Origin of the sequence: Streptomyces sp. NPDC053560 (assembly GCF_044544605.1) — a bacterium.
GTDB lineage: Bacteria > Actinomycetota > Actinomycetes > Streptomycetales > Streptomycetaceae > Streptomyces.
Window position 1 is genome coordinate 163,342 of the sequence record NZ_JBITXI010000006.1, and the last position, 22,044, is coordinate 185,385.

At 73.2% G+C, this 22,044-nt stretch carries 18 protein-coding genes; 7 read left to right on the forward strand and 11 right to left on the reverse strand.

Annotated elements, in window-relative coordinates; genetic code table 11:
* The first annotated feature begins 1 nt into the window (after position 1).
* From ACIGQF_RS16200 to ACIGQF_RS16210, 3 genes are all read left to right on the forward strand, one after another.
* A complete protein-coding gene (locus ACIGQF_RS16200; protein ID WP_399710423.1) occupies positions 2 to 850 on the forward strand; it encodes a 3-hydroxyacyl-CoA dehydrogenase family protein in 849 nt (282 codons plus the stop codon).
* A gap of 227 nt (positions 851 to 1,077) precedes the next feature.
* Positions 1,078 to 1,401, forward strand: a complete 324-nt coding sequence (locus tag ACIGQF_RS16205) for an STAS domain-containing protein (protein ID WP_052865117.1) — start codon at positions 1,078 to 1,080, stop codon at positions 1,399 to 1,401.
* A gap of 286 nt (positions 1,402 to 1,687) precedes the next feature.
* Complete coding sequence (locus ACIGQF_RS16210) at positions 1,688 to 4,183, forward strand: ATP-binding protein (RefSeq protein WP_399710425.1); 2,496 nt, start codon at positions 1,688 to 1,690, stop codon at positions 4,181 to 4,183.
* An 85-nt stretch (positions 4,184 to 4,268) separates the two neighbouring features.
* Here ACIGQF_RS16210 and nucS read toward each other — a convergent pair whose 3' ends face one another.
* A complete protein-coding gene (nucS, locus tag ACIGQF_RS16215; protein ID WP_361555700.1) occupies positions 4,269 to 4,931 on the reverse strand; it encodes an endonuclease NucS in 663 nt (220 codons plus the stop codon).
* Positions 4,932 to 5,213: 282 nt separating this feature from the next.
* On the opposite strand from nucS, the gene ACIGQF_RS16220 reads away from it, so the two are divergent.
* The gene (locus ACIGQF_RS16220) at positions 5,214 to 5,606 is read left to right on the forward strand and encodes an SCO5389 family protein (protein ID WP_361555703.1); all 393 of its coding nucleotides are present in this window, start codon (positions 5,214 to 5,216) and stop codon (positions 5,604 to 5,606) included.
* A gap of 191 nt (positions 5,607 to 5,797) precedes the next feature.
* On the opposite strand, the gene ACIGQF_RS16225 is transcribed toward ACIGQF_RS16220, so the two are convergent.
* Positions 5,798 to 6,826, reverse strand: a complete 1,029-nt coding sequence (locus ACIGQF_RS16225; RefSeq protein ID WP_399710428.1) for an LLM class flavin-dependent oxidoreductase — start codon at positions 6,824 to 6,826, stop codon at positions 5,798 to 5,800.
* A 192-nt stretch (positions 6,827 to 7,018) separates the two neighbouring features.
* On the opposite strand from ACIGQF_RS16225, the gene ACIGQF_RS16230 reads away from it, so the two are divergent.
* A complete protein-coding gene (locus ACIGQF_RS16230; protein WP_399710430.1) occupies positions 7,019 to 7,336 on the forward strand; it encodes an ATP/GTP-binding protein in 318 nt (105 codons plus the stop codon).
* Positions 7,337 to 7,387: 51 nt separating this feature from the next.
* Here the strand turns inward: ACIGQF_RS16230 and ACIGQF_RS16235 are convergent, their stop codons facing one another.
* The 8 genes from ACIGQF_RS16235 to mce form a co-directional block, all read right to left on the reverse strand.
* The gene (locus tag ACIGQF_RS16235) at positions 7,388 to 8,473 is read right to left on the reverse strand and encodes an ABC transporter permease subunit (RefSeq protein WP_399710432.1); all 1,086 of its coding nucleotides are present in this window, start codon (positions 8,471 to 8,473) and stop codon (positions 7,388 to 7,390) included.
* Positions 8,470 to 9,750 (reverse strand): ATP-binding cassette domain-containing protein, encoded by a 1,281-nt coding sequence (locus ACIGQF_RS16240; protein WP_399710434.1) that lies wholly within the window; start codon positions 9,748 to 9,750, stop codon positions 8,470 to 8,472. Before ACIGQF_RS16240 ends, ACIGQF_RS16235 begins: the two co-directional genes overlap by 4 nt.
* Before the next feature lie 97 nt (positions 9,751 to 9,847).
* Positions 9,848 to 10,738 carry a hypothetical protein gene (locus tag ACIGQF_RS16245; RefSeq protein ID WP_399710436.1) on the reverse strand — a complete coding sequence of 297 codons (891 nt, stop codon included), beginning with the start codon at positions 10,736 to 10,738 and terminating at the stop codon, positions 9,848 to 9,850.
* Positions 10,735 to 11,505, reverse strand: coding sequence for an ABC transporter permease (locus ACIGQF_RS16250; protein WP_399710438.1), 771 nt, complete (start codon positions 11,503 to 11,505; stop codon positions 10,735 to 10,737). Before ACIGQF_RS16250 ends, ACIGQF_RS16245 begins: the two co-directional genes overlap by 4 nt.
* 2 nt (positions 11,506 to 11,507) lie before the next feature.
* Positions 11,508 to 12,533: an ABC transporter ATP-binding protein gene (locus tag ACIGQF_RS16255; protein WP_399710440.1), complete on the reverse strand. Its 1,026-nt coding sequence runs from the start codon at positions 12,531 to 12,533 to the stop codon at positions 11,508 to 11,510.
* A gap of 214 nt (positions 12,534 to 12,747) precedes the next feature.
* Complete coding sequence (locus tag ACIGQF_RS16260) at positions 12,748 to 13,683, reverse strand: cellulose-binding protein (protein ID WP_361555727.1); 936 nt, start codon at positions 13,681 to 13,683, stop codon at positions 12,748 to 12,750.
* 114 nt (positions 13,684 to 13,797) lie between these two features.
* The gene (scy, locus tag ACIGQF_RS16265; protein WP_399710443.1) at positions 13,798 to 18,228 is read right to left on the reverse strand and encodes a polarized growth protein Scy; all 4,431 of its coding nucleotides are present in this window, start codon (positions 18,226 to 18,228) and stop codon (positions 13,798 to 13,800) included.
* Between the two features lie 162 nt (positions 18,229 to 18,390).
* Complete coding sequence (mce, locus tag ACIGQF_RS16270) at positions 18,391 to 18,819, reverse strand: methylmalonyl-CoA epimerase (protein ID WP_399710445.1); 429 nt, start codon at positions 18,817 to 18,819, stop codon at positions 18,391 to 18,393.
* A 168-nt stretch (positions 18,820 to 18,987) separates the two neighbouring features.
* Here mce and ACIGQF_RS16275 point away from each other — a divergent pair, with 168 nt between their 5' ends.
* A complete protein-coding gene (locus ACIGQF_RS16275) occupies positions 18,988 to 20,163 on the forward strand; it encodes an acetyl-CoA C-acetyltransferase (RefSeq protein ID WP_399710965.1) in 1,176 nt (391 codons plus the stop codon).
* 97 nt (positions 20,164 to 20,260) lie between these two features.
* Entirely contained in the window at positions 20,261 to 21,220 is a 960-nt protein-coding gene (gene meaB, locus ACIGQF_RS16280; protein WP_361555736.1) for a methylmalonyl Co-A mutase-associated GTPase MeaB, read from the forward strand.
* 100 nt (positions 21,221 to 21,320) lie between these two features.
* Here the strand turns inward: meaB and ACIGQF_RS16285 are convergent, their stop codons facing one another.
* Entirely contained in the window at positions 21,321 to 21,998 is a 678-nt protein-coding gene (locus tag ACIGQF_RS16285) for a PepSY domain-containing protein (RefSeq protein WP_399710447.1), read from the reverse strand.
* Positions 21,999 to 22,044: the final 46 nt, after the last annotated feature.

Below are 22,044 nucleotides of genomic sequence, written 5' to 3' on the forward strand. Positions count from 1 at the left end.
AGTGGCAAGGAAGCTCGCCGTCATCGGGGCCGGACTCATGGGTTCCGGCATCGCACAGGTCTCGGCCCAGGCCGGCTGGGACGTGACCCTCCGGGACGTCACCGACGGCGCGCTGGCCCGCGGCCGCAGCGGCATCGAGGCGTCGTACGAGAAGTTCGTCGCCAAGGGCAAGCTGGACGCGGCCGCCGCCGAGCAGGCGCTGGCCCGCATCACCACCACCACCGACCTGGAGGCGGCCGCCGACGCCGACATCGTCGTCGAGGCCGTCTTCGAGAAGATCGAGATCAAGCGGGAGATCTTCTCGACGCTGGACAAGCTGGTCCGGGAGGACGCCGTACTGGCCTCCAACACCTCCGCCATCCCGATCACCAAGATCGCGGCGGCCACCTCCCGCCCCGAGCGGGTCGTGGGCGCGCACTTCTTCTCGCCGGTGCCGATGATGCAGCTGTGCGAGCTGGTGCGCGGTTACAAGACCAGCGACGAAACGCTCGCCACCGCGCGGGAGTTCGCCGAGTCGGTCGGCAAGACCTGCATCGTCGTCAACCGCGATGTGGCCGGTTTTGTCACCACCCGGCTCATCTCGGCGCTGGTCGTCGAGGCCGCCAAGCTCTACGAGTCCGGCGTGGCCACCGCCGAGGACATCGACACCGCCTGCAAGCTGGGCTTCGGTCATGCGATGGGCCCGCTGGCCACCGCCGACCTCACGGGCGTCGACATCCTCCTGCATGCCACCGAGAACATCTACACCGAATCGCAGGACGAGAAGTTCGCGCCGCCGGAGCTCATGCGCCGCATGGTGGATGCAGGCGATATCGGCCGCAAGAGCGGGCAGGGATTCTACGAGCACTGAGAGTCCGGGCCCGTAATCCCGGGCGCGGACTCCGGACGCCCGTACTCCGGACCCCGGCGCGCGGGCGGCGCCGGGGTTCCCGGAACGGTCCGATGCCACACCCGTTCAGCCGTCACTCGGCCGAGTGATTTCGGTATCGGTTCGCTTACAGGCGGCAACTTCGTCGTGTGAGAGGCAGTCAGTTCTGTAGACGCAAAATACATTTCGCATCACCACGGGGAGCGCATATGCACATCAAGGGCGACCACGCCGAGCTGGTCGTCGGGGGCCGCCTCGACGTACGCAGCGCGGCGGACGCCCGTACGGCCCTGCACACCGCAGTCGACTCGGGTCGCGGTGACCTGGTCCTGGACCTGACCGAACTGGACTCCTGGGACGCCACCGGACTCGGCGTGATCATGGGCGCGCACCGCCGTGCGGGCCGGGTGAACCGCCGGCTCGTACTGCGCGGGGTGCCGCCCCAGATGCAGCGCCTGCTGGTGGCCACACGGTTGCATCGCATTCTCGCCATCGAGGGCGGCATCGAAGCGGAGTCGCTGCCCCGCGTCTGAGGACCGGGTGACCTGCGAGGAGCCGTACGGCCGTCGGGAAGTGAGAGGCGGAAGTGGTACATAGCGCAGTGATCCTCGCGAATCCGTGACGTACCGGTCAGAGCAGGACCCCGGCGCATCATAGATACTGTCCGAGGCTTAATGTTCGGTTTCGTCGCGTCCCGGACGGCCGCGGCGGACACCGGACCAGGAGCGGCGGCCGGGGCGACCCGTCCCGGCCCGGTCGGGGAGTGCGGACGGCCGGGAGAGCAGTTCGGCACGCCACGCATCTGGGGGGCTCGATTCCATGGATCCGCACAACGGCCGGCGGCCGGAGGAGCACGGCGCGCAGGAGCACCCTGCCGGCCCGCTCCCGTCCGGCACCGGAAGCCGGCAGTTCGTGCCGCCGGACGGCCCGGCACGCACCGCCCGCCTGGTCACCGGCGACTACCTGCTCACCGTCAACCCCGTCGACGGCAGCGAGATCGAGCCGACCCCGCCGGGCGAGGAGCCCGGCACGCCCCAGAAGCAGACGCCCAAGGAGCGGGCCGAGAGGGCCCGGGCCACGAGCGCGCCGCCGGTGCCGCCCGGCGGCCTCGCACACCCCGTGGACCGGCTCCCGCTGCTGGAGCGCCAGGAGGAGACCGAGCGGCTGACCCGGCTGCTCACCCGCGGCCGCTCCGTACGCCTCACCGGTCCCGCCGGCGCCGGCCGCACACGGCTGCTGGACGCCGTCGCCACCGCCTGCGCAGGGCTCGCGCCCGACGGCGTTGTCCGGCTCTCCGGATACCGCCGTACGGCCACCGACGTGATGTACGACCTGTTCGCCGCCGTGCACCGCACGCCGACGTACCGCCCGGGCCGCCCCGAGCTGCTCACCGCGCTGGCCGGCATCGGCGCCGTGGTGATCGTGGACGACCTGGAGTTCGGCGGCGAGCCGCTGGAGGAGCTGCTGGCCGCCACCCCCGAGTGCGCCTTCCTCCTCTCGGCCACGCCCGACGTGCCCGCGCCTTCCGCCGCCTCGCACATCGAAGAGGTCTTCGTCTCCGGCCTCGGCCGCGCCGCCTGCCAGGAACTGCTGGAGCGCGCCGCCGGCCGGCCGCTCACCGAGGAGGAGGCCGCCTGGGCGGGCGACCTCTGGTTCGAGTCCGAAGGGCTCCCGCTGCGCTTCCTGCAGGCCGGCGCCGTCCTGCGGCAGCGCGACCGGCTGCGCGCCGCGGCGCCCGCCGACGGTACGGCGGACGGCGGTGAACCGGCCGGCTCCGACGACGTACCGCCGCTGCCCGGCATCCCCCAGGCCGGCTCGTTCGCCACGCTCATCGCCGAGGGGCTGGCACCGGTGGCCCAGGACACGCTGCGGCTGGCCGTCGCCCTCGGCGGCGACCTCCCGCACCCCACCCACCTGCCCGCGCTGTTCAAGGACCCGCACGCCGACGCCGTCCTCGGCGACCTGCTGGCCTGCGGGCTCATCAGCCCCGCCGGCACCCACCACCGCCTCGCCGCGACCGTGCTGGACCAGCTCACCGCCGCCGGGTACGCCGAGGGCGCGGCCGGCCGCGCGCACGCCGCCGCCCAGCACTACTCCTGGTGGGCCGGACACCACTCCGTCGCCCCCGAGCGGGCCGCTGCCGAGGCCGACGCGCTGCTCGCCGCGATGGCCCGGCTGACCGCGAGCCGGGAGCCCGGGCACGCCAGCGCCGCCGTGCTGCTCGCCCGTACCGCGGCTCCCGCCTTCGCCGCCGCCCTGCAGTGGAACGCCTGGGAGCGCAGCCTCCGGCACGGCCAGGAGGCCGCCAGGATCGCCGGCGAGGTCGGCGAAGAGGCCTACTTCCACCATGAGTTGGGCGTCCTCGCGCTCTGCCTGGGCAACCTGGACAAGGCCCGCGCCGAACTGGAGGCGTCCATAGGGCTGCGCGGCGCGCTCGCCGACCGGCGCGGCGCCGTCGCGGGGCGGCGCGCCCTCGCCCTGGTCGCCGACCGTACCGGTGTGCCCGTGTCGTCCGAGGTCACCGCGGCCGCGGTGGCGGCGGCCGGCGAGGAGGTGCCGCTGGTCGGGACGGACGAGTCGGCCTCGCCGCCCGGGTCGCCGACCGCGATCACCACGCCCGTGCCGCGGGTGGACGAGACCGCGGCGACCGTCGTCACCCCCGCCGTCACCGCCGCTTCGCCCCCCTCGGCCTCGCCGAAGAAGAAGCGGGCGGTCTTCTCCGGCGCGCGCCGCAACGTGGTCGCGGCCGGCGCGGGCGCCCTGCTCGCCGCCGTCCTCGGCACGATCGTCACGCTCGGCGCCACCTCCGGAGGCGACAGCCCCGCCGACAAGGTCAAGTCCGAGCAGTCGGCGGAGGAGGGCAAGGACGACGGCGGCCTCACCGCCGACGAGCCCAGCCAGGGGACGAGCAGCGACTCCGGCCGCTGGAACAGCGGTAACGGCGCCCGTACCGGCGAACCCGCGACGTCCGGCACCACCCGGCCCGGCGACCCCGCCACCAGCGGCGAGCCCGGCACCCCGGGCACCACCGAGCCGGGCGAGGAGCCCTCCGGCTCCACGGGCCCGACGACCTCGCCGGGCAAGCCGACGCCGCCCACGCACAAGCCCACGCCGCCGACCCACAAGCCCACGCCGCCGACGAGCGAGCCCACCGAGCCGACGGAGGAGCCCACGCCGACGGAGGAGCCGACCACGCCGGATCCGACGGACGACCCGACCACCGGCGACTCGCAGAGCCCCTCGCAGACCGCGAGCAGCCCGATGAGCGAGGGCACCGGCGGCACCGCGTCGGGAGCCGGCGAGCCGACGGCCTGACGGCCCCTGTCACGACGCACGACGGCCCGCCCGCGAATCACTCGCGGGCGGGCCGTCGCATGCGTACGGGGGCGGGGCCGGGCCCTCAGAACAGCCGCAGCTTGTCGTCCTCGATACCGCGCAGCGCGTCGTAGTCCAGGACGACGCAGCCGATGCCGCGGTCGGTGGCCAGCACCCGGGCCTGCGGCTTGATCTCCTGCGCCGCGAACACGCCCTTCACCGGGGCGAGGTGCGGGTCGCGGTTGAGGAGTTCGAGGTAGCGGGTCAGCTGCTCGACACCGTCGATCTCGCCGCGCCGCTTGATCTCCACGGCCACGGTCGCACCGTCCGCATCCCGGCACAGGATGTCCACCGGGCCGATCGCGGTGGGGTATTCACGCCGAATCAGGGAGTAGCCCTCGCCGAGGGTGTCGATCCGGTCCGCGAGCAGCTCCTGAAGGTGCGCTTCCACGCCGTCCTTGATGAGCCCCGGGTCCACGCCCAGTTCGTGGGAGGAGTCGTGCATGATCTCCTCCATCGTGATGATGAGCTTCTCGCCCGCCTTGTTCTCCACGGTCCATACGTCGCTGTCGCCACCCTTGAGGGTGCACGGCGGGGACATCCAGTTCAGCGGTTTGTAGGCCCGGTCGTCAGCATGGATGGAGACGCTGCCGTCTGCCTTGACCAGGATCAGACGGGGGGCGGAGGGCAGGTGGGCGGTAAGCCGGCCGGCGTAGTCCACGGAGCAACGGGCGATGACGAGACGCATGGTGCGCCACGCTACTCGACGGCGGGTGGTGCACGCGATTCGCCCGTACCGTCCGCCCGGGGGCCCGGAAGGCGGCGGCTCCGGTACGCACGCGACGTTGCGGCCGAAACCGGCGCAGCTCCGGCGGACTCCCGTGGCCGGTTGTGTGCGCAATCTCCTGGTGCGGTCAAGAAAGGCGGAATACCGTTGACGCGGGGGGTCGTGACGCGGACACGCTGCGTGGCGATTCTCTGCCCTATCCCTGAGGCTCCGCCCCATATGGAGCCGCGAGAGGAGAACCTCATGTCGCTCGACGTCTCACCGGCCCTCCTCGAACAGGCCGAGCGAGGCGAGGTCGACGAAGCCGCATTTGTCGACTGCGTCCGGACCTCTCTGCCCTATGCATGGGAGATGATCAGCTCGCTGGTGGCCCGGCTGAAGGTGGACGGCGGACAGTTCGCCGACAACCAGACCCCGCCGCCCGACGAGCAGGCGCGCGGCCAACTGCTGCGAGCGCTGGCGAGTGACGCGATACGCGGGTCGCTTGAACGCCATTTCGGTGTGCGGCTGGCGTTTCAGAACTGCCACCGGGTCGCGGTCTTCCCGCTCGACTCGGCGGTGGACGACCGTCTGGCCCGCTTCACCTCCATACGGGGCCAGTTGCTGAACCAGTCACCCGAACTGCGCGACTGCTGATAGGAGTTGCCGCCGCCGCGTACATGGGATGCGGCGCCTGACGTCCGTACGCAGCGGCGGCATCGGACGACGGTCCGCCGGCGGGGCCACCCGGCCCCGCCGACGGGCGGTCCGTCCACCGGGCACATGAACGTTCTCTCCGGACCCCCCGGCCCCTGGGGTCTCTCGCCCGACAGCGCCCGGCGGCGCGCTCAGGGCAGTACCGGAAGGACCTCTTTGCCCAGCCGGCGGATGTTCTCCTCCGTCGTGGCCAGGTCGCCGGAGCCCTCGACCAGCAGGGCGTAGCGCCTGATCCCCGTCTTCTCCGCCGACGCGGCGAGCCGGTCGGCGCAGCTCTCCGGTGTCCCCACCGGATGGAGCCCGCACAGCAGCTCGGTGTAGGCCAGCGGATCCCGCATGGCGCGGAGCCGGCCGTCGACCGTGACATGGGCCGCCAGCCCCTGGCGCAGCCAGCCGGGCATCGACTTCAGCAGGATCTCCGTGGCGTCCTGCCGGGTGTCGGCGATCTGCGCGACGCCCGCCGAGACGTGCCCGGCCGCGGCGACCTCGTCCGGATCCCGCCCCGCTGCCAGCGCCGTACGCCGCCAGCAGGCGACCATCTCGGCCTTTTCCTCGTCCGCCGCGTGCATCCCGAGCAGCATCGGCAGGCCGCGCTCGGCCGCCAGCCGCACGGACCCGGGAGAGGTGCAGGCCACCACCACCGGCGGGCCGTCCCGGCCGGCCGGCTCCTCCGCGGGCCGCGGCACCACCGCCACGTCCCGGAAGGCGTACCGCGCCCCGGCGGCCCCGACCCGCGGCTCGCGCAGCCAGCGCAGCAGCAGGTCCAGGGATTCCGGAAAGCCTTCCTCGTACGCCGCGAGGCCGGACCCGAAGACCTCCAGGTCCACCCACGGCCCGCCCCGCCCGACGCCGAGCGTGAACCGCCCGCCGGACGTCAGATGCAGCAGTGCCGCCTGCTCACCGACCGCGACCGGATGCGCCGTCGGCAGTACGCTGACGGCCGTGCCGACGCCGATGCGGTGCGTACGCCCCAGCAGCTGCGCGGCCAGCGTCACCGCCGACGGACAGATGCCGTACGGCACGAAATGATGCTCGGCCACCCAGACGTCGTCGAGCCCGGCCTCCTCGGCCACCTCGGCCGACCGGACGGCCCTATGCAGTGTCTCCCCCTCGCCCTGGCCCGGAAACTGGGCGGCCAGGATGAATGCCCCAACGCGCATCGCTCTTCTGCCTCCTCGCAGCCGACGCGACATCCCCCTTACAGGCAACAACGGCTGACACGTGCCAAAGGCACGGCTCCCGGCGAAGTTTCCTGATGATCGCAGCATTGCGACAGGGGACTCGGGACGCCGACCGCGCACCGTAGTCTGGTAACAGGCCGTTACTCCCCCAGAGAAGTCCCGAGGTGCCCAGTGTCCCCCCGTCGAAACCGTCCACGCGGCGGTGAGAATCCCTCGGACCGCGTGGGCGGCAGCCGGTACGGACTGGAGAGTACGGCGGAGTGGCGCGGCGAGGAGTGGTACGTCCGCCATGTCGGCGGGGGCGCGGCCGCCAAGCACTACCGCTGCCCGGGCTGTGACCAGGAGATCCCGCCCGGCGTGCCGCATGTGGTGGCCTGGCCGCAGCACAGCGACGGTGACGACCGCAGGCACTGGCACAAGGCCTGCTGGAACGCGCGGGACCGCCGAAGCGCCCGGCTCCAGCGGTCCCGTAACGCGCCCCGATACTGACCCTCGGAGCAGCGCTTTCCGGCCTCTCGGCCGGGCCTTCCCGGTGCGGGCCTACACGTCCCGCTGGTTGAGCGCCACGAAGGCGCCGCCGAGGACGACGGCCGTGAGCCCCGTCATGATCCACAGCGGCTCCCAGCCCGACGGGCCGGACGAGGCCACGGCGTTGCTGTACATCACGCCGAGCTGGCTGGGGATGGAGTACTCGAACAGCCACTCCCGCAGGTCCGACAGGCTCTCCGCCATCATGAACAGCGCCAGCACCAGCGGCAGCAGCACCAGGCCGATCATGATGGTGATGGCGCCGGCGGAGTGCCGCAGCAGCGCGCCCACGGCCAGCGCGAGCAGCCCGATCATCGCGACGTAGAGGCTGACGCCGATCGTCGCCTTGAACCACTCGGAGCCGTCCGGCGTGGCCCCGCCCTGGCCGCTGAGCATCCCGGTCAGCAGCAGTGCCACCACCGCCGTGGTCACGGCGGTGACCACGAAGGACAGCAGGAAGAAGACGATCGCCTTCGCCGCGAGCACCCGCGCCCGGCTGGGGCAGGCGGTCAGCGTCGTACGGATCATGCCGGTGCCGTACTCGGAGGAGACGCACAGCACGCCCAGAGTGATCACGCACATCAGGCCGAGCAGCATGCCGAACATGCCGAAGCCCAGCGGCGACTCGCTGCCCAGGTTCGTGCCGCTCGCGGAGATGCCGATGCCGGTGAGCGCGCCGATGCCGACGACGAGGAGGATCATCACGCCGAGCGTCCACACCGTGGAGCGGACCGACTTGATCTTCGTCCACTCCGAGGCCAGCGCGTGGCCGAGGTGGGCCCGCCGGACCGGAATGGGGGAGACGTAGCCGGACCCGGGGAGCTGCGAGTGCGGGGGACCGGCGGCGTGCTGCCCGGGCTGCGGCTGCGGCTGGTGCGGTACCGGAGGCTGCTGGTGCTGGTACTGCTGCGGCGGAGCCTGCGGAGCCTGCGGAGGCTGCTGGCCCTGCGGCTGTGGCTGCGCCTGCGGCTGGGCGACCGGCTGCTGTCCGCCCCGCGCCCCGACGGCGTTCAGCATCATCGTGCCCTCGTCCTGACGGGGCGGTACGTCCTGGCGCGGCTGCTGAGGCTGTTGCTGCGGCTGCTCGGGGGTGGTCATCGGGCGTCCTCGCTGTGCTGCTGGGTCGGGTCGGCGGGGGCGGCGTGCGGCGGCCCGGCAGGGGCCTGCGGCTGGGGCTGGGCCTGCTGTGGGTGCGGCGGCTGGGGCTGGGCCTGCTGTGGGTGCGGCTGGGCCTGCGGCGGCGCCCCGTGCGGGCCGGGCACGGGCGCGCCCTGCGGCGGCCCGCCCGCGAACGGGCCGGGCTGCCCGTACGGCCCCGGCATACCGGCCTGCGGCGCCGTCCCGGCCTGCGGCCCGGGCTGTCCGGCGTACGGGCCGGCCGCGTGCCCCTGCGGCGGCATCCCGGGCGGCTGCGCGATCGCCTGCGGCGGCACCGCACCGTGCGGGACCTGCGGCGGCACCGCCGAGCGGTAGTCCACGGCGCTCTGCGTCAGCTGCATGTACGCCTCCTCCAGGGAGGCCTGGTGCGGCGAGAGCTCCCACAGCCGGACGTCGGCCTCGTGCGCCAGATCGCTGATCTGCGGCAGCGCCAGCCCGGTCACGCGCAGCGCGCCGTCCGGCTCGGGCGCGACCTGGCCGCCCGCCTCGCCCAGCGCGGCGGTCAGCTTCTCGGCCTGGCCGGGCTCGGTGTCCGGGGTGCGGACCCGCGCGAAGCCGGCGGAGTTGGCGGCGATGAAGTCCTTGACGTTCATGTCGGCGAGCAGCTGGCCGCGGCCGATCACGATCAGGTGCTCGGCGGTCAGCGCCATCTCGCTCATCAGGTGCGAGGAGACGAAGACCGTACGGCCCTCCGACGCCAGCTGCTTCATCAGGTTGCGGACCCAGAGGATGCCCTCCGGGTCCAGGCCGTTGACCGGCTCGTCGAAGAGCAGGACCTGCGGGTCGCCGAGCATCGCGGAGGCGATGCCGAGGCGCTGCCCCATGCCCAGCGAGAAGCCCTTGGACCGCTTTCTCGCCACGTCCTGCAGGCCGACCAGACCGAGCACCTCGTCCACCCGGCTTGCCGGGATGCCGGCGAGCTGGGCCAGCGACAGCAGGTGCTGGCGGGCGCTGCGGCCGCCGTGCACGGCCTTGGCGTCGAGCAGCGCGCCGACCTGGCGGGGCGCGTTCGGCAGCTTGCGGAAGGGGTGGCCGCCGATCGTCACGTGCCCGGCCGTCGGGGTGTCCAGCCCCAGGATCATGCGCATCGTGGTGGACTTCCCGGACCCGTTGGGCCCCAGGAAGCCGGTGACGGTGCCCGGCCGTACCTGGAACGACAGGTTGTGCACGGCCGTCTTGGCGCCGTAGCGCTTCGTCAGGCCGACTGCCTCGATCATTCTCCGCCCCTCGCGAGATGGTGTGGGGCACGGCATGCCGAAGTGACCTCATGCCCCCGTGAGGGTTAGGAGGCTATCGAGCCATTGACGGTTCCACTCAATCCCCGCGTGTCGGTGACCCACGAAGTCCCGCGCCGCCCCCGATGGGCGGAAGATCGTCGTACGTCAGGACCTCCGCGTCGTCGTCCACGTATGGGGTGAACTCCGGCTGCGGCACCACCCGGCCCTCCGCACGGAAGACCTGCCGGGCGGCAGCGCGCACCGCGCCGTCCTCCGCCGCCCGCCGCACCCACGTCCGCGGATCGGGCCCGAGGAGCCGCCGCAGCGCCGCCGAGCCGGCCAGCAGCGCGGCGAGCAGCGCAGGCTGCGCCCCGGCGGGCCGCGGCCGGCCGTCCGGCCCGGCCAGCACGCCGTACCGGCTGACGTAGAGATACGCGCCGCCCAGCCGCTCCCCGGACGGCAGCGTCATCGGGAAGCGGTCGCCGGGCAGCAGGATCCGGTGGTAGCGGGCCTCGGTGGCGTCCACGACCGCCAGCTGCGCGGCGTCCAGCCAGCCCGCCACCAGCGTCACCTCGGACTGCGGGTCTGCGAAGGGCGCGGCGGCCACGTAGCCCGGCGTCCCGACGTGCGCGGAGCTGCCCACGCCGATGCCCCCGACCCGTGCCGGGACCATCGGCACGGCCACCGGCACCTCGCTCCGGGCGAGCTTGTAGGCGACCTGCGCGGGGGAGGCGTTGGAGCCGACGGCGAGGACGGGGTGGCGCCGCCCGGTGAGCGGCAGGCCGCGGGTGCGCAGGACGTCGTCGAGCGTGCGGTCGGGGTCCGGGCCCAGACGCCAGCCGCCGACCCGGTGCCGGCCGGGGGCGGCGGTGAGCGGCAGCAGCGCCTCGCCGTCCAGGAGGGCGGGCGCGTCGACCGGGCGGCCCGGATAGCTGAGCGGTTCCAGGGCCGGTACGGCGCCGAGGCCGGCGGCCCGTACCGACGTCATGCGTCCCGCTTCTTGAGCAGGAGATAGCCGCCGGCCAGCGCCGCGACCACCCACAGGGCCATGATGCCGAGCCCGCCCCACGGCCCGTACGAGACGTCGTCGGTGAGCACCACCTTCATGATCCGCTGGCCCGCCTGGTCGGGGAGGTAGCGGCCGAGCTTCCGGGTGGCCGAGACGGTGCCCAGGATGTTGGAGATCAGGAAGAAGAACGGCATCAGGATGCCCAGCGAGAGCATCGGGCTGCGCAGCATCGTGGCCACACCCATGGAGAACACCGCGATCAGCGTCATGTAGAGCGCGCCGCCGAAGACCGCGCGCAGCACGCCCGGATCGCCCAGCGCCACCCGCAGGTCGGGCCCGAGCATGGCCTGGCCGAGGAAGAAGGTGAGGAAGGCGGTCACCAGCGACACGACGAAGGCGAGCACGGTGGCCACGACGATCTTGCTGGTGAGGAAGGTGGCGCGCTGCGGCACGGCGGCGAGCGAGGTACGGATCATGCCGGTGCTGTACTCGTTGGAGACCACCAGCACCCCGAAGACGATCATCGCGAGCTGGCCCAGCCCCATCCCGGCGAAGGCCGTGTTGGTCGGGTCGAACGTCAGCCGCTCGCGGGCCGGCATGGACCCGAAGTCGTTCTTGACGAGCAGGCAGATCAGCGCGCCGAGCGCGACCGTGACGACCACGGCGATGCCCAGCGTCCACACCGTGGAGCGCACCGACCTGATCTTGGTCCATTCCGAACCGATGACCTGGGAGACCACCGCCATCGTCAGCGCCCCTTCTTCCGGCGCCAGTCCTCGCCCCAGCCGGGCGCGGGGCCCGCCTGCGGGGCCGCACCCGGCCCGGGGGCCGGTCCCGCGGGGCCCGCCGGGGCCGCCGGGTCCGTCGTTCCCGAGTGCGCGTGGTACTCCACCGACTCCGCGGTGAGCTGCATGAACGCCTCCTCCAGTGACGCCTGCTGCGGGCTGAGTTCGTGCAGCACGAGGCCGTTCTCGGCGGCCAGCTCGCCCAGCCGGTCCGCGCTCGCCCCGTCGATCTCCAGTGCTCCGTCCCTGGCCGGTACGACGGCGTGCCCGGCCGCGGCCAGCACGTCCCGCAGCCGCTCGTGCTCCGGCGAGCGCATCCTGACGTAGCTGCGCGAGTTGCGCCGGATGAAGTCGGCCATGGAGGTGTCGGCGAGCAGCCGGCCCTGCCCGATGACGACCAGATGGTCGGCGGTCAGCGCCATCTCGCTCATCAGGTGCGAGGAGACGAAGACCGTACGGCCCTGGGACGCCAGGCTCTTCATCAGGTTGCGGATCCAGTGGATGCCCTCGGGGTCGAGACCGTTGACCGGCTCGTCGAACATCAGGATCCGCGGGTCGCCCAGCAGCGCGGCGGCGATGCCGAGCCGCTGCCCCATGCCGAGCGAGAACCCCTTGGCCCGCTTCTTGGCGACCGCGGTCAGGCCCACCGTGTCCAGCGCCTGGTGGACGCGGGCGCGCGGAATGCCGTTGCTCTGCGCCAGGCAGAGCAGGTGGTGGTAGGCGCTGCGGCCGCCGTGCATGGCCTTGGCGTCCAGCAGGGCGCCGATGTACTTGAGCGGGTCCCTCAGCTGCCGGTAGTGCTTGCCGTCGATACGGGCCGTGCCGGCGGTGGGGTTGTCCAGGCCGAGCATCATCCGCATGGTGGTCGACTTCCCGGCGCCGTTGGGGCCGAGAAAGCCGGTGATGATGCCGGGCCGGACGGTGAAGGTCAGCCGGTCGACGGCAAGCTTCTCGCCGTACCGCTTCGTCAGCCCTTCAATCTCGATCATGCGCCCACGGTACGGGCGGCACGTGTCACTCGCCGCTGGACCGCCTCCGTATGGAGGGCCGGCCCGGCAAAATCAAGCCTGTCCGGCGATTGAGGACGAGCGGCCGCCGGGCCGCGATGCGGACCCGCACCGGCACCGCAGCCCGCATCCCGAACACGCATCCGCCCCGCACCGCGGAAAACGGCACGGGGCGGATCGTCGGCCTCAAGCCGCGTCAGCGGCCCTGCTGGGCGGGCACACCGCGGGAGGAGTCCTCCTCGCCCGGGTTGCCGGCGGCAGCCACCGCCGCACCGGTCAGCGTCGCGAGCATCTCGCGGACGTTGGTCAGCTGGGCGTTGATGGAGTCGCGGCGGTTCGTCAGCGCCGCCAGCTCGCGCTCGGATTCGCTGCGGATACGGTCCGCCTTGGCGTTCGCGTCGGCCACGATGTCCTCGGCCTGGCGCTGCGCGGTCTCCACCGTCTGGCGGGCCCGGCGCTCCGCGTCCGTCCGCAGCTTCTCGGCCTCCAGGCGGAGCTGCTCGGCGCGGTGCTCGATCTCGGCGAGCCGCTTCTCGGCCTTGGCCTGACGCGAGGCGAGGTCGCGCTCGGACTGCTCGCGGCGCTTGGCGAGGTTCGTCTCGAAGTCGGCCGCGGCCTGGGCGGCCTTCGCGCGGGTCTCCTCGAAGAGGGAGTCCGCCTCCTCGCGCTTGGACTGCGCGTCCTTCTGCGCGTCGGACCGCAGCGTCTGCGCCTCGCCCTTCGCCTTCTCGACGATCCGGGCGCCCTCGTCCTCCGCCTTGGCCTTGCGCTCGGCGGCGAATGCCTCGGCGTCGTTGCGGACCTGCTGGGCGGCCGACTCGGCCAGCTCGCGGTGCTGCTCGGCGGCCCGGCGCGCTTCCTCGCGCAGGTCCTTGGCCTCCTCCTCGGCGAGACGGAGGATCTTCTCGACCCGGGCACCGAGGCCCGCGTAGGACGGCTCGGCGTCGTTTACCTGGGCCTGGGCGTTCTGCGTTTCGAGATGGAGCTCCTCGATGCGCTTTTCCAGCGAGGTGATACGGGCCAGCGCGCTGTCGCGGTCGGCGACGAGCTTCGTAATGCGGTCGTCGACCTGACCGCGGTCGTACCCACGCCGCACGAGCTCGAAACCGAAGGGGGAGGAAGTGTCGCTCATGGGGTTCCTGTCGAAAGAGACCGGTGAGGTGATAAGGGGAATCCTAGGGGCCCGAGCGGCGTGTCATCGAGTCATTGACCGTTTGAAGTGGAGAATGACCCCTCATTTGAGTGGCTAACCATCAGACTGCTTGCCACCCGAACGAGTTGCCCCCGCGCCCGCCGCGGCCTTGACGCCCCCCGAACCGGAACCCTGCGACGAGCCTCCCTTACCACCGCCGCCGGCGCCACCCGGCGTCTCGAACGACTCCAGCGCTTCCAGGACATCCTGGACCCGCGAGATCTCGGTGTTGATGTCCTCCCGGCGCCGGACCAGCACCTCCAGCTCGCGCTTCCCGTCGTCCACGATCCGCTGGGCCTCCTGCTCGGCCTCGGTACGCAGCGCCTCGGCCTCCCGTACGGCCTGCGCCTTCTTCTGCTCGGCCTCCTTGATCAGGCCCTCGGCCTTCTTCACCGCCGCGATGCGGACCTTGCTGGCCTCGCTGCTCGCGTCCGACAGCATCTCCTTGGCCTGCTCCTCGGCCTCCACGCGCTGCGCCTCGGCCTGCGCGATGAGCTTGTCGACGCGCTCGCCCGCCGACTTCATCGCCTCGGCCGACTCCCGGCGGGCCCGCTCGTGCAGCTCCTCGACCTCGGCCTCGATACGGGCCCGCAGCTCCTCGGCGCGCTCCCGGATCGCGGTCGCGTCCCCGCGCGCCTCGCTGAGCAGCGTGTCGGCGTCCGTACGGGACTTCTCCACCCGGGCGTTGCCGTCCGCCGTGGCCTCCGCGACGAGCCGCTCGGCCTCCTTGCGGGCCACGCCGACCATCGTGTCGGCCTGCTCCTCGGCCGCGGTGGCCGCCTTCAGCGCCTCCTCCTGCGCCTTGGCGACCAGCTGGTCCGCCTGCTCGGCGGCGTCCGCACGCCGCTTGGCCGCGTCCTTGCGCGCCTCGTCCAGGGTGCGCTCGGCCTCCTCCAGCGCGTCGTTGCGGAACCGCTCGGCCTCGGCCTCGGCCTCCGCCTTGACCTGGTCCGCCTCGGTCCGCGTGCGCTGCGCGTGCTGCTGCGCCGAGCTGACCGTTTCGGCGGCCTCGGCCCGCATCCGGTCCGCGTCGGCCGAAGCCTCGGCGAGCATCCGGTCGGCCTGCTCGCGGGCGTCGGCCCGGGCCCGGTCCGCCTCCCGCTCCGCCGCCGCGGTGGCCTCCGCCGCCTCCGTGCGCAGCCGTTCGGCCTCGGTACCGGCCTCCGAGATCAGGCTGTCCGCCTGCTCGGCCGCGTCGGCACGGCGCTTCGCCGCGTCCTTGCGCGCCTCGTCCGCCGTCCGCTCGGCCTCCGTGCGGGCGTTCTCCAGTGCCTCGGCGGCCTCCGCACGGAGCCGCTCGGCCTGCGCCGTGGCGTCCGCGACGAGCCGCTCGGCCTGCTCGCCGGCCTCGGCCCGCAGCCGGTCGGCCGTCTCCTGGCCCTCGCGGATCGAACGGTCGGCGTCCGCCTGGGCCGACGAGGTCAGCTCGGTGGCCTCGTTGACGATCCGCTCGGCCTCCGTACGGGCCTCGGCGATCAACCGGTCCGCCTGCTCAGCGGCCTCCGACCGCATGCGGTTGGCGTCCTCGCGGGCCTCGGCCCGGGCACGCGCCGCGTCCTGCTCGGCGGCGGCCAGCGCGTCCGAGGCGTTCGTCCGCAGCTGCTGCGCCTTCTCGGTGGCGTCCGCGACCAGCTTCTCGGCCTGCGCGGTGGCCTCGTTCAGCAGCTCGTCCGCCTGCTGCGCGGCCTCGCTGCGGCGCCGGTTGGCCTCCTCGCGCGCCTCGTCCAGCGCGCTGTTCGCCTCCCCGCGCAGCCGCTCGGCCTCGGCACCCGCCTCGGCAATCGTCCGCTCGGCCTCCCGCTGGGCCTCGCCCAGCAGTTCGTCGGCCTGCTCGGCGGCCTCGGCGCGGCGCTGGTTCGCGGCCTCGCGCGCCTCGTCCAGCGCGCTGTTGGCCTCCACGCGCAGCCGCTCGGCCTCGGCGATGGCCTCCGAAACCGTACGCTCGGCAAGGGACTTGGCGGCCTCGGCCTCGACCTGCGCCTCCTGCCGGACGCGGCCGGCGTCCTGCGAGGCGCGCTCGCGCTCGTCGTACGCGTCGGAGCGGACCCGGTCCGCCTCCTGCTGCGCCTCCTCCTTCGTGCGCGCGGCCGCGTGCTCGGCGGCCGACCGCAGTCCGGCGATCTCCTCCTCGGCCTGCTCGCGCAGCCCGGCGACCGCGTCCCGCACCTGCTGCGCGGTCTGCTCGGCGGTGGCGACCAGCTCCTCGGCGCGCCGGTCCGCCTCCTCCACCAGCCGCTCGGCCTCGGTCTGCGCCTCGGAGACCCGTGCGCGGGCCGTGGCCAGCAGTTCCTCGCTCTGCTCGCGGGCCGCCGTGCGCTCCTGGTGGGCCTCCTCGCGGGCCTCGCCCAGCTGCTGTTCGGCCTCCCGGCGGCGGCGGGCCGCCTCCTCCTGCGCGGCGGCCAGCGCCTCGGCGGCCTCCGTGCCCGTACGCTCGGCGGCCGCCGCGGCCTCCGCGCGCACCCGGTCGGCGGTCTCCTGCGCCTCCGCCTTCAGCCGCTCGGCCTCGGCGGCGGCCTCGCTGTGCAGCCGGGCCGCGGTGGCCTCGGCCTCGGCGCGCGCCTCGGAGGCGTCCGCGGCGGCCTCGGTGCGCAGCCGCTCGGCCTCCTCCTCGGCCTGCTGCTCCTTCTCCCGGCGGCGCTCGGCGGACTCCGCCTTCAGCCGGGCGGTCTCCTCCTGGGCCTCCCTGCGGAGGCCCTCGGCCTCCTCGCGGGCCTCGCGCAGCGCCGTCTCGGCCGCGGCGACCCGCTCCTCCGCCTCGGAGTGCAGCCGGTCCAGCTCGGCCTGGGCCAGCTCGCGGCGCTCGTCCGCGCTGCGCTCGGCCTCGGCCCGCAGTTCGGCGGCGGCCTCCTCGGCCTCGGTACGGGTGGCGGCCGCGGCCTCCTCGGCCGCTGCGTACAGGTCCTCGGCCTCCTGGCGGGCCTGGTCCAGCGCCTCCTCGGCCTGCGTACGCAGCTGCGCGGCGCGCTCGGCGGCCTCGCCGCGCACCCGCTCGCCGTCCGCCGCCGCACCCGAACGGGTCTCCTCGGCGTCCGACTTGGCCTTGGCCAGCAGCTCCTCGGCGGTGGCCGCGGCCTCCTCGATCTGCTGCACGGCCTCGCGGCGCGCCTCGCCGCGGATCCGCTCGCCCTCGTCGACCGCCTCGGCCCGCAGCTGCTCGGCCTCGCCGCGCAGCCGGCGCGCCTCCTCCTGCAGCTCGACGGTCTTGGCGCGGTATTCCTTGGTGTCGTCCTTGGCAGCGCCCTTGAGCTGCTGGGCGGTCTCGTGCGCCTCCTCGCGCAGCCGGTCCGCCTCGGTCTCGGCCTCCTTGCGGATCCGCTCGGCCTCCTCGGCGGCGGCCCTGGTGGTGGCCTTGGCGTCCTCCGACGCCTTGCTGACCATCTCCTCGGCGCTCCGCGCGGCCTTCGCCAGCTGCGCCGCGGAGTCCTCGGCGGCCTTGGCGCGGGCGGCCTCCTGGGCCTCCGAGACCAGCCGCTCGGCCTCCGCCTTGGCGTCGGCGCGCAGCTGCTCGGCCTCGGCCTTGAGGGCCTCGGTCTCCTTGGTGGCCTCGCCGACCAGCCGGGCGATCTCCTGCTTGGCCGTACGGGTGCGCTGCTCGTTCTCCGACTCCGACGCGGCCAGCCGCTTGGCGGCGTCGGCCTCCGCCTCCTCGACGAGCTTCTCGGCCCGGGCGCGCGCCTCGCGCAGCGCCGTGTCGGCCTCCTGCATCCGCTCCTCGGCGGTGCGGGTCAGCTCGGCGCTGCGGCGGCGGGCCGCCTCGGACTCGCCCGCCGTGGAGGTACGCAGCTGTTCGGCCTGGTCGGTGGCCTCCTGGGCCTGGGTGGAGGCGGCGTTCAGGAGCCGCTCGGCGTCCGTGCGGGCGCGGCGCAGGATCGCGTCGGCCTCCGCGCGGGCCTGCTCGGCCTCGGCGCCCAGCCGCTCGCGGGCCTGCTCGGCCAGCCGCTGGGCCTCGGCGCGGGCGTGCGAGAGCGCCTGCTCGGCCTCGGCTCTGGACTCGTCCATGAGCCGGCGGGCCTGGGCCTCCGTACGGGCGCGCAGCTGCTCTGCCCAGGCGACGTTCTCGTTGACGTGGCTCTCGACGGTGGCCCGGCGCTCGTTCAGCTCCTCGTCCAGCCGCCGGCGGCGCTCCACCGCCTCGGTGTGCAGCTCGGCTTCCAGCTGCGACTGGCGCTCGGCCTGCTCCTGGAGGAGGCGCTGCGTCTGGGCCCGTGCCTCGCGCAGCTCGCGTTCGGCGTCGGCACGCAGCTGGTCGGCCTGGATCTGCGCATTGCGCAGCAGTTGCTCGGCCTGGGCGCTGACGTTGTCGTACGCCGGACGCGTCATGAGGGTACGGCGTGCCTCGTGCAGCTTGGCACGCAGAACTTCGACCTGATACCCGAGGTCGTCGGCATGCTGGACGGCCTTGTCCCGCTCCGTCTTCAGCCGCTCCATCTCGGCCTCGAACTGCGAGAGGTGATCGTCAGCCTCGTAGCGGTCGTTGCCCCGCACTGCGCGGTCCCATCCGTCCCCTGGTCATGGTGGCGGCCGGCTCCGTCGTGCGTGGAGCTGACCCTTCCGAAGAAATGGTGTCAGATCATCGGCGGAGATTGGACCGAGCCCCGATCCGGACCCCGGCCGAAGCAGCACTCTACCGGCCGGGGAACGCGAAGGTCAGTGCTCTGGGGAGGCCGTGACCAGTTCGGTCAGCACGCCGTGGCAGTCCTTGGGGTGCAGGAAGGTGATCCGGGAGCCCATCGAACCGGTCCGCGGCTCGTCGTAGAGCACCCGTACGCCCTTCTCCCGGATGTCAGCAGCATCACCGTCCACATCCGCGGTGCCGAAGGCGATGTGGTGCACCCCCTCACCGTTCTTCGTCAGCCACTTGCCCACGGCTGAATCCTCCCGGGTCGGTTCCAGCAGCTGGAGGTACGAAGCACCGCCGTCCGACGTATCGTTGATCTTGAGCATGGCCTCGCGCACGCCCTGCTCCTCGTTGATCTCCTCGTGGAAGACCTCGAACCCGTACGTCGCCCGGTAGAACTCGACGGTCGCGTCGAGGTCATGACAGGCGATCCCGATGTGGTCGATTCGCGTCAGCATTTCTCCAGTGCACCGCTCGCACGCATGATTACGCAACGTGCGCGCGATCACATCCACAGCCCGGTGACCCGGTGCGGTACCGCTCAGTACATTGATGAAAACCCTCGTTAACTTCCCTGCACAGGAAGGGCCGCGCTGATGTCCTCATCGAACGGCAGCACCACCTCCGTGATCGTCGCGGGGGCCCGCACTCCCATGGGGCGCCTGCTGGGCTCCCTGAAGTCCTTCTCCGGCGCGGACCTCGGCGGTTTCGCCATCAAGGCCGCACTGGACCGGGCCGGCATCGGCGGCGACCAGGTGCAGTACGTGATCATGGGCCAGGTGCTCCAGGCCGGCGCGGGCCAGATCCCCGCGCGCCAGGCGGCCGTGAAGGCCGGCATCCCCATGAACGTCCCGGCCCTGACCGTCAACAAGGTCTGTCTCTCCGGCCTGGACGCCATCGCGCTGGCCGACCAGCTCATCCGCGCGGGCGAGTTCGACGTCGTCGTGGCCGGCGGCCAGGAGTCGATGACCAACGCCCCGCACCTCCTCCCGAAGTCCCGCGGCGGCTACAAGTACGGCGCCGTGGAGATGCTGGACTCCATGGCGCACGACGGGCTCACCGACTCCTTCGAGAACGTCGCGATGGGCGAGTCCACCGAGAAGCACAACACCCGGCTGGGCATCGGGCGCCCCGAGCAGGACGAGATCGCCGCCCGCTCCCACCAGCGCGCCGCAGCGGCCCAGAAGAACGGCCTCTTCGAGGCCGAGATCACCCCCGTGGAGATCCCGCAGCGCAAGGGCGAGCCGGTCGTCTTCAGCCAGGACGAGGGCATCCGCGGCGAGACCACCGCCGAGTCCCTCGGCAAGCTGCGCCCCGCGTTCGCCAAGGACGGCACCATCACCGCCGGCAGCGCCTCGCAGATCTCCGACGGCGCCGCCGCCGTGGTCGTGATGAGCAAGGCCAAGGCCGAGCAGCTGGGCCTGGAGTGGATCGCGGAGATCGGCGCGCACGGCAACGTCGCCGGCCCGGACAACTCCCTGCAGTCCCAGCCCAGCAACGCCATCCAGCACGCCCTCGGCAAGGAGGGCCTGAAGGTCGCCGACCTCGACCTCATCGAGATCAACGAGGCGTTCGCCGCGGTCGCCGTGCAGTCCATGAAGGACCTCGGGGTTTCCCCGGAAAAGGTGAACGTCAACGGCGGAGCCATCGCGCTCGGCCACCCGATCGGCATGTCCGGCGCCCGTATCGTCCTGCACCTGGCGCTGGAACTGCGGCGGCGTGGCGGCGGCGTGGGCGCCGCGGCGCTGTGCGGCGGTGGCGGCCAGGGCGACGCCCTGATCGTGCGGGTGCCCGGCAAGTGACCCGACCGGGCAGGTGACCGTACGGGTGTCCGCCGGGGCACCCGTACGGCAGGCCCGTACGTACATCCCGCAGGGACCGAGAACGGAGCGCTGAGCAATGGCAGATGTCCCCACCCTGGTCGCCCAGGCCCGGGAGGGCCGGCCGCGTGCGGTGGCCCGGCTGATCTCGCTGGTGGAGGGCGCCTCGCCGCAGCTGCGCGAGGTGATGGCGGCGCTGGCCCCGCTGACCGGCCGGGCGTACGTCGTGGGCCTCACCGGCTCGCCGGGCGTGGGCAAGTCCACGTCCACCTCGGCGCTGGTCAGCGCGTACCGGAAGACGGGCAAGCGGGTCGGGGTGCTGGCCGTCGACCCGTCCTCGCCGTTCTCCGGCGGGGCCCTGCTCGGGGACCGGGTACGGATGAGCGAGCACGCCTCCGACCCCGGCGTCTACATCCGCTCCATGGCCACCCGCGGCCACCTCGGCGGCCTGGCCTGGGCGGCCCCGCAGGCCATCCGGGTGCTGGACGCGGCGGGCTGCGACGTGATCCTCGTGGAGACCGTCGGCGTGGGCCAGTCCGAGGTGGAGATCGCCTCGCAGGCCGACACCAGCATGGTCCTGCTCGCGCCGGGCATGGGCGACGGCATCCAGGCCGCCAAGGCGGGCATCCTGGAGATCGGCGACGTCTACGTGGTCAACAAGGCCGACCGGGACGGCGCCGACGCCACGGCCCGCGAGCTGAACCACATGCTGGGCCTGGGGGAGTCCCGGGCGCCGGGCGACTGGCGGCCGCCCATCGTGAAGACCGTCGCGGCCCGCGGCGAGGGCGTCGACGAGGTCGTGGAGGCGCTGGAGAAGCACCGCGCCTGGATGGACGAGCACGGCGTGCTCGCCGAGCGCCGGGCCGCCCGGGCCGCCCGCGAGGTCGAGACGATCGCCGTTACGACCCTCCGCGAGCGCATCGGTGACCTGCACGGCGACCGCAGGCTCGGCGCCCTCGCCGGGCGGATCATGGACGGCACGCTCGACCCGTACACCGCCGCCGACGAGCTGGTGGCGGGCCTGACGGAACAGGCCTGAACGCAATTGGCCGGCCGGCCCGCTCCTCGGGGGGCGAGGAGCCGGCCGGCCGGGCGGGCGGCGGGGGGCGCCGCCGGCTCGGGGTGTGCGGTGTACGGGATCAGTCGTCGTCGCCGTCGTCGCCGTTGTCGTGGTCGTCGTCCGAGTGCGCCTGGGTCACGGCGCCGCCCTTGGGGTCGACGTTCACATGGTGCTCGGCGCCGTCCTTGGTGACCGTCTCGGCCTCCCAGACGAGCTTCTTGCCGTGGTCCGGGCCGTCCAGCTCCACCGAGACGACCGTGCCGTGCGCGGCGGCCTTGCCGGCGGCCTGCGCGATGTCGACGGAGGCGTCGTCCAGGGCGGAGCGGACCCGGTCCTTGCCCTCGTCACCGTCGTCGTCCTGGTCGATGTGCTGACCGCGCACCTCGGCCTTGTCGGCGCCGACGGTGATGTCGTGCCACTTGCCGTCCTTGCCCAGCACGTTCACGTCCCAGGCGACACCGGACTCGTCGTCGTCCAGGTCGACCTCGGTGACCGTCCCCGGCACGGCCTTCAGCGCGGCGGCCGCGGCCTGCTGCGCGGTGACCGCGGCGGACCGCGCCTCACGGGCGTCGTCGCCGTCGCTGTCGTCGCCGGTCCCCTGCCCGTCGTACGACGCCACGCCGCCGGCCTGCTGGGACTGCGCCGGGCTGGACGCCGTTGCCGTCCCGTCCTCGTTACCGATCGCGACAGCGGTCGCGGTGCCGCCGGCGATCAGAGCGGCCGCGGCGACGGTGGCGATGACGACATTGCGCTTCATGGTGAAGCCTCCAGAACGGATTGCTGTTGGGCAGGATCACCTGCGG

Bases quoted from the DNA above. Each gene is read 5' to 3' on its own strand.
- ACIGQF_RS16205 (WP_052865117.1), top strand. From the start codon at position 1,078: ATGCACATCAAGGGCGACCACGCCGAGCTGGTCGTCGGGGGCCGCCTC.
- ACIGQF_RS16210 (WP_399710425.1), top strand. From the start codon at position 1,688: ATGGATCCGCACAACGGCCGGCGGCCGGAGGAGCACGGCGCGCAGGAG.
- nucS (WP_361555700.1), bottom strand. From the start codon at position 4,931: ATGCGTCTCGTCATCGCCCGTTGCTCCGTGGACTACGCCGGCCGGCTT.
- ACIGQF_RS16220 (WP_361555703.1), top strand. From the start codon at position 5,214: ATGTCGCTCGACGTCTCACCGGCCCTCCTCGAACAGGCCGAGCGAGGC.
- ACIGQF_RS16225 (WP_399710428.1), bottom strand. From the start codon at position 6,826: ATGCGCGTTGGGGCATTCATCCTGGCCGCCCAGTTTCCGGGCCAGGGC.
- ACIGQF_RS16235 (WP_399710432.1), bottom strand. From the start codon at position 8,473: ATGACCACCCCCGAGCAGCCGCAGCAACAGCCTCAGCAGCCGCGCCAG.
- ACIGQF_RS16240 (WP_399710434.1), bottom strand. From the start codon at position 9,750: ATGATCGAGGCAGTCGGCCTGACGAAGCGCTACGGCGCCAAGACGGCC.
- ACIGQF_RS16245 (WP_399710436.1), bottom strand. From the start codon at position 10,738: ATGACGTCGGTACGGGCCGCCGGCCTCGGCGCCGTACCGGCCCTGGAA.
- ACIGQF_RS16250 (WP_399710438.1), bottom strand. From the start codon at position 11,505: ATGGCGGTGGTCTCCCAGGTCATCGGTTCGGAATGGACCAAGATCAGG.
- ACIGQF_RS16255 (WP_399710440.1), bottom strand. From the start codon at position 12,533: ATGATCGAGATTGAAGGGCTGACGAAGCGGTACGGCGAGAAGCTTGCC.
- ACIGQF_RS16260 (WP_361555727.1), bottom strand. From the start codon at position 13,683: ATGAGCGACACTTCCTCCCCCTTCGGTTTCGAGCTCGTGCGGCGTGGG.
- mce (WP_399710445.1), bottom strand. From the start codon at position 18,819: ATGCTGACGCGAATCGACCACATCGGGATCGCCTGTCATGACCTCGAC.
- meaB (WP_361555736.1), top strand. From the start codon at position 20,261: ATGGCAGATGTCCCCACCCTGGTCGCCCAGGCCCGGGAGGGCCGGCCG.
- ACIGQF_RS16285 (WP_399710447.1), bottom strand. From the start codon at position 21,998: ATGAAGCGCAATGTCGTCATCGCCACCGTCGCCGCGGCCGCTCTGATC.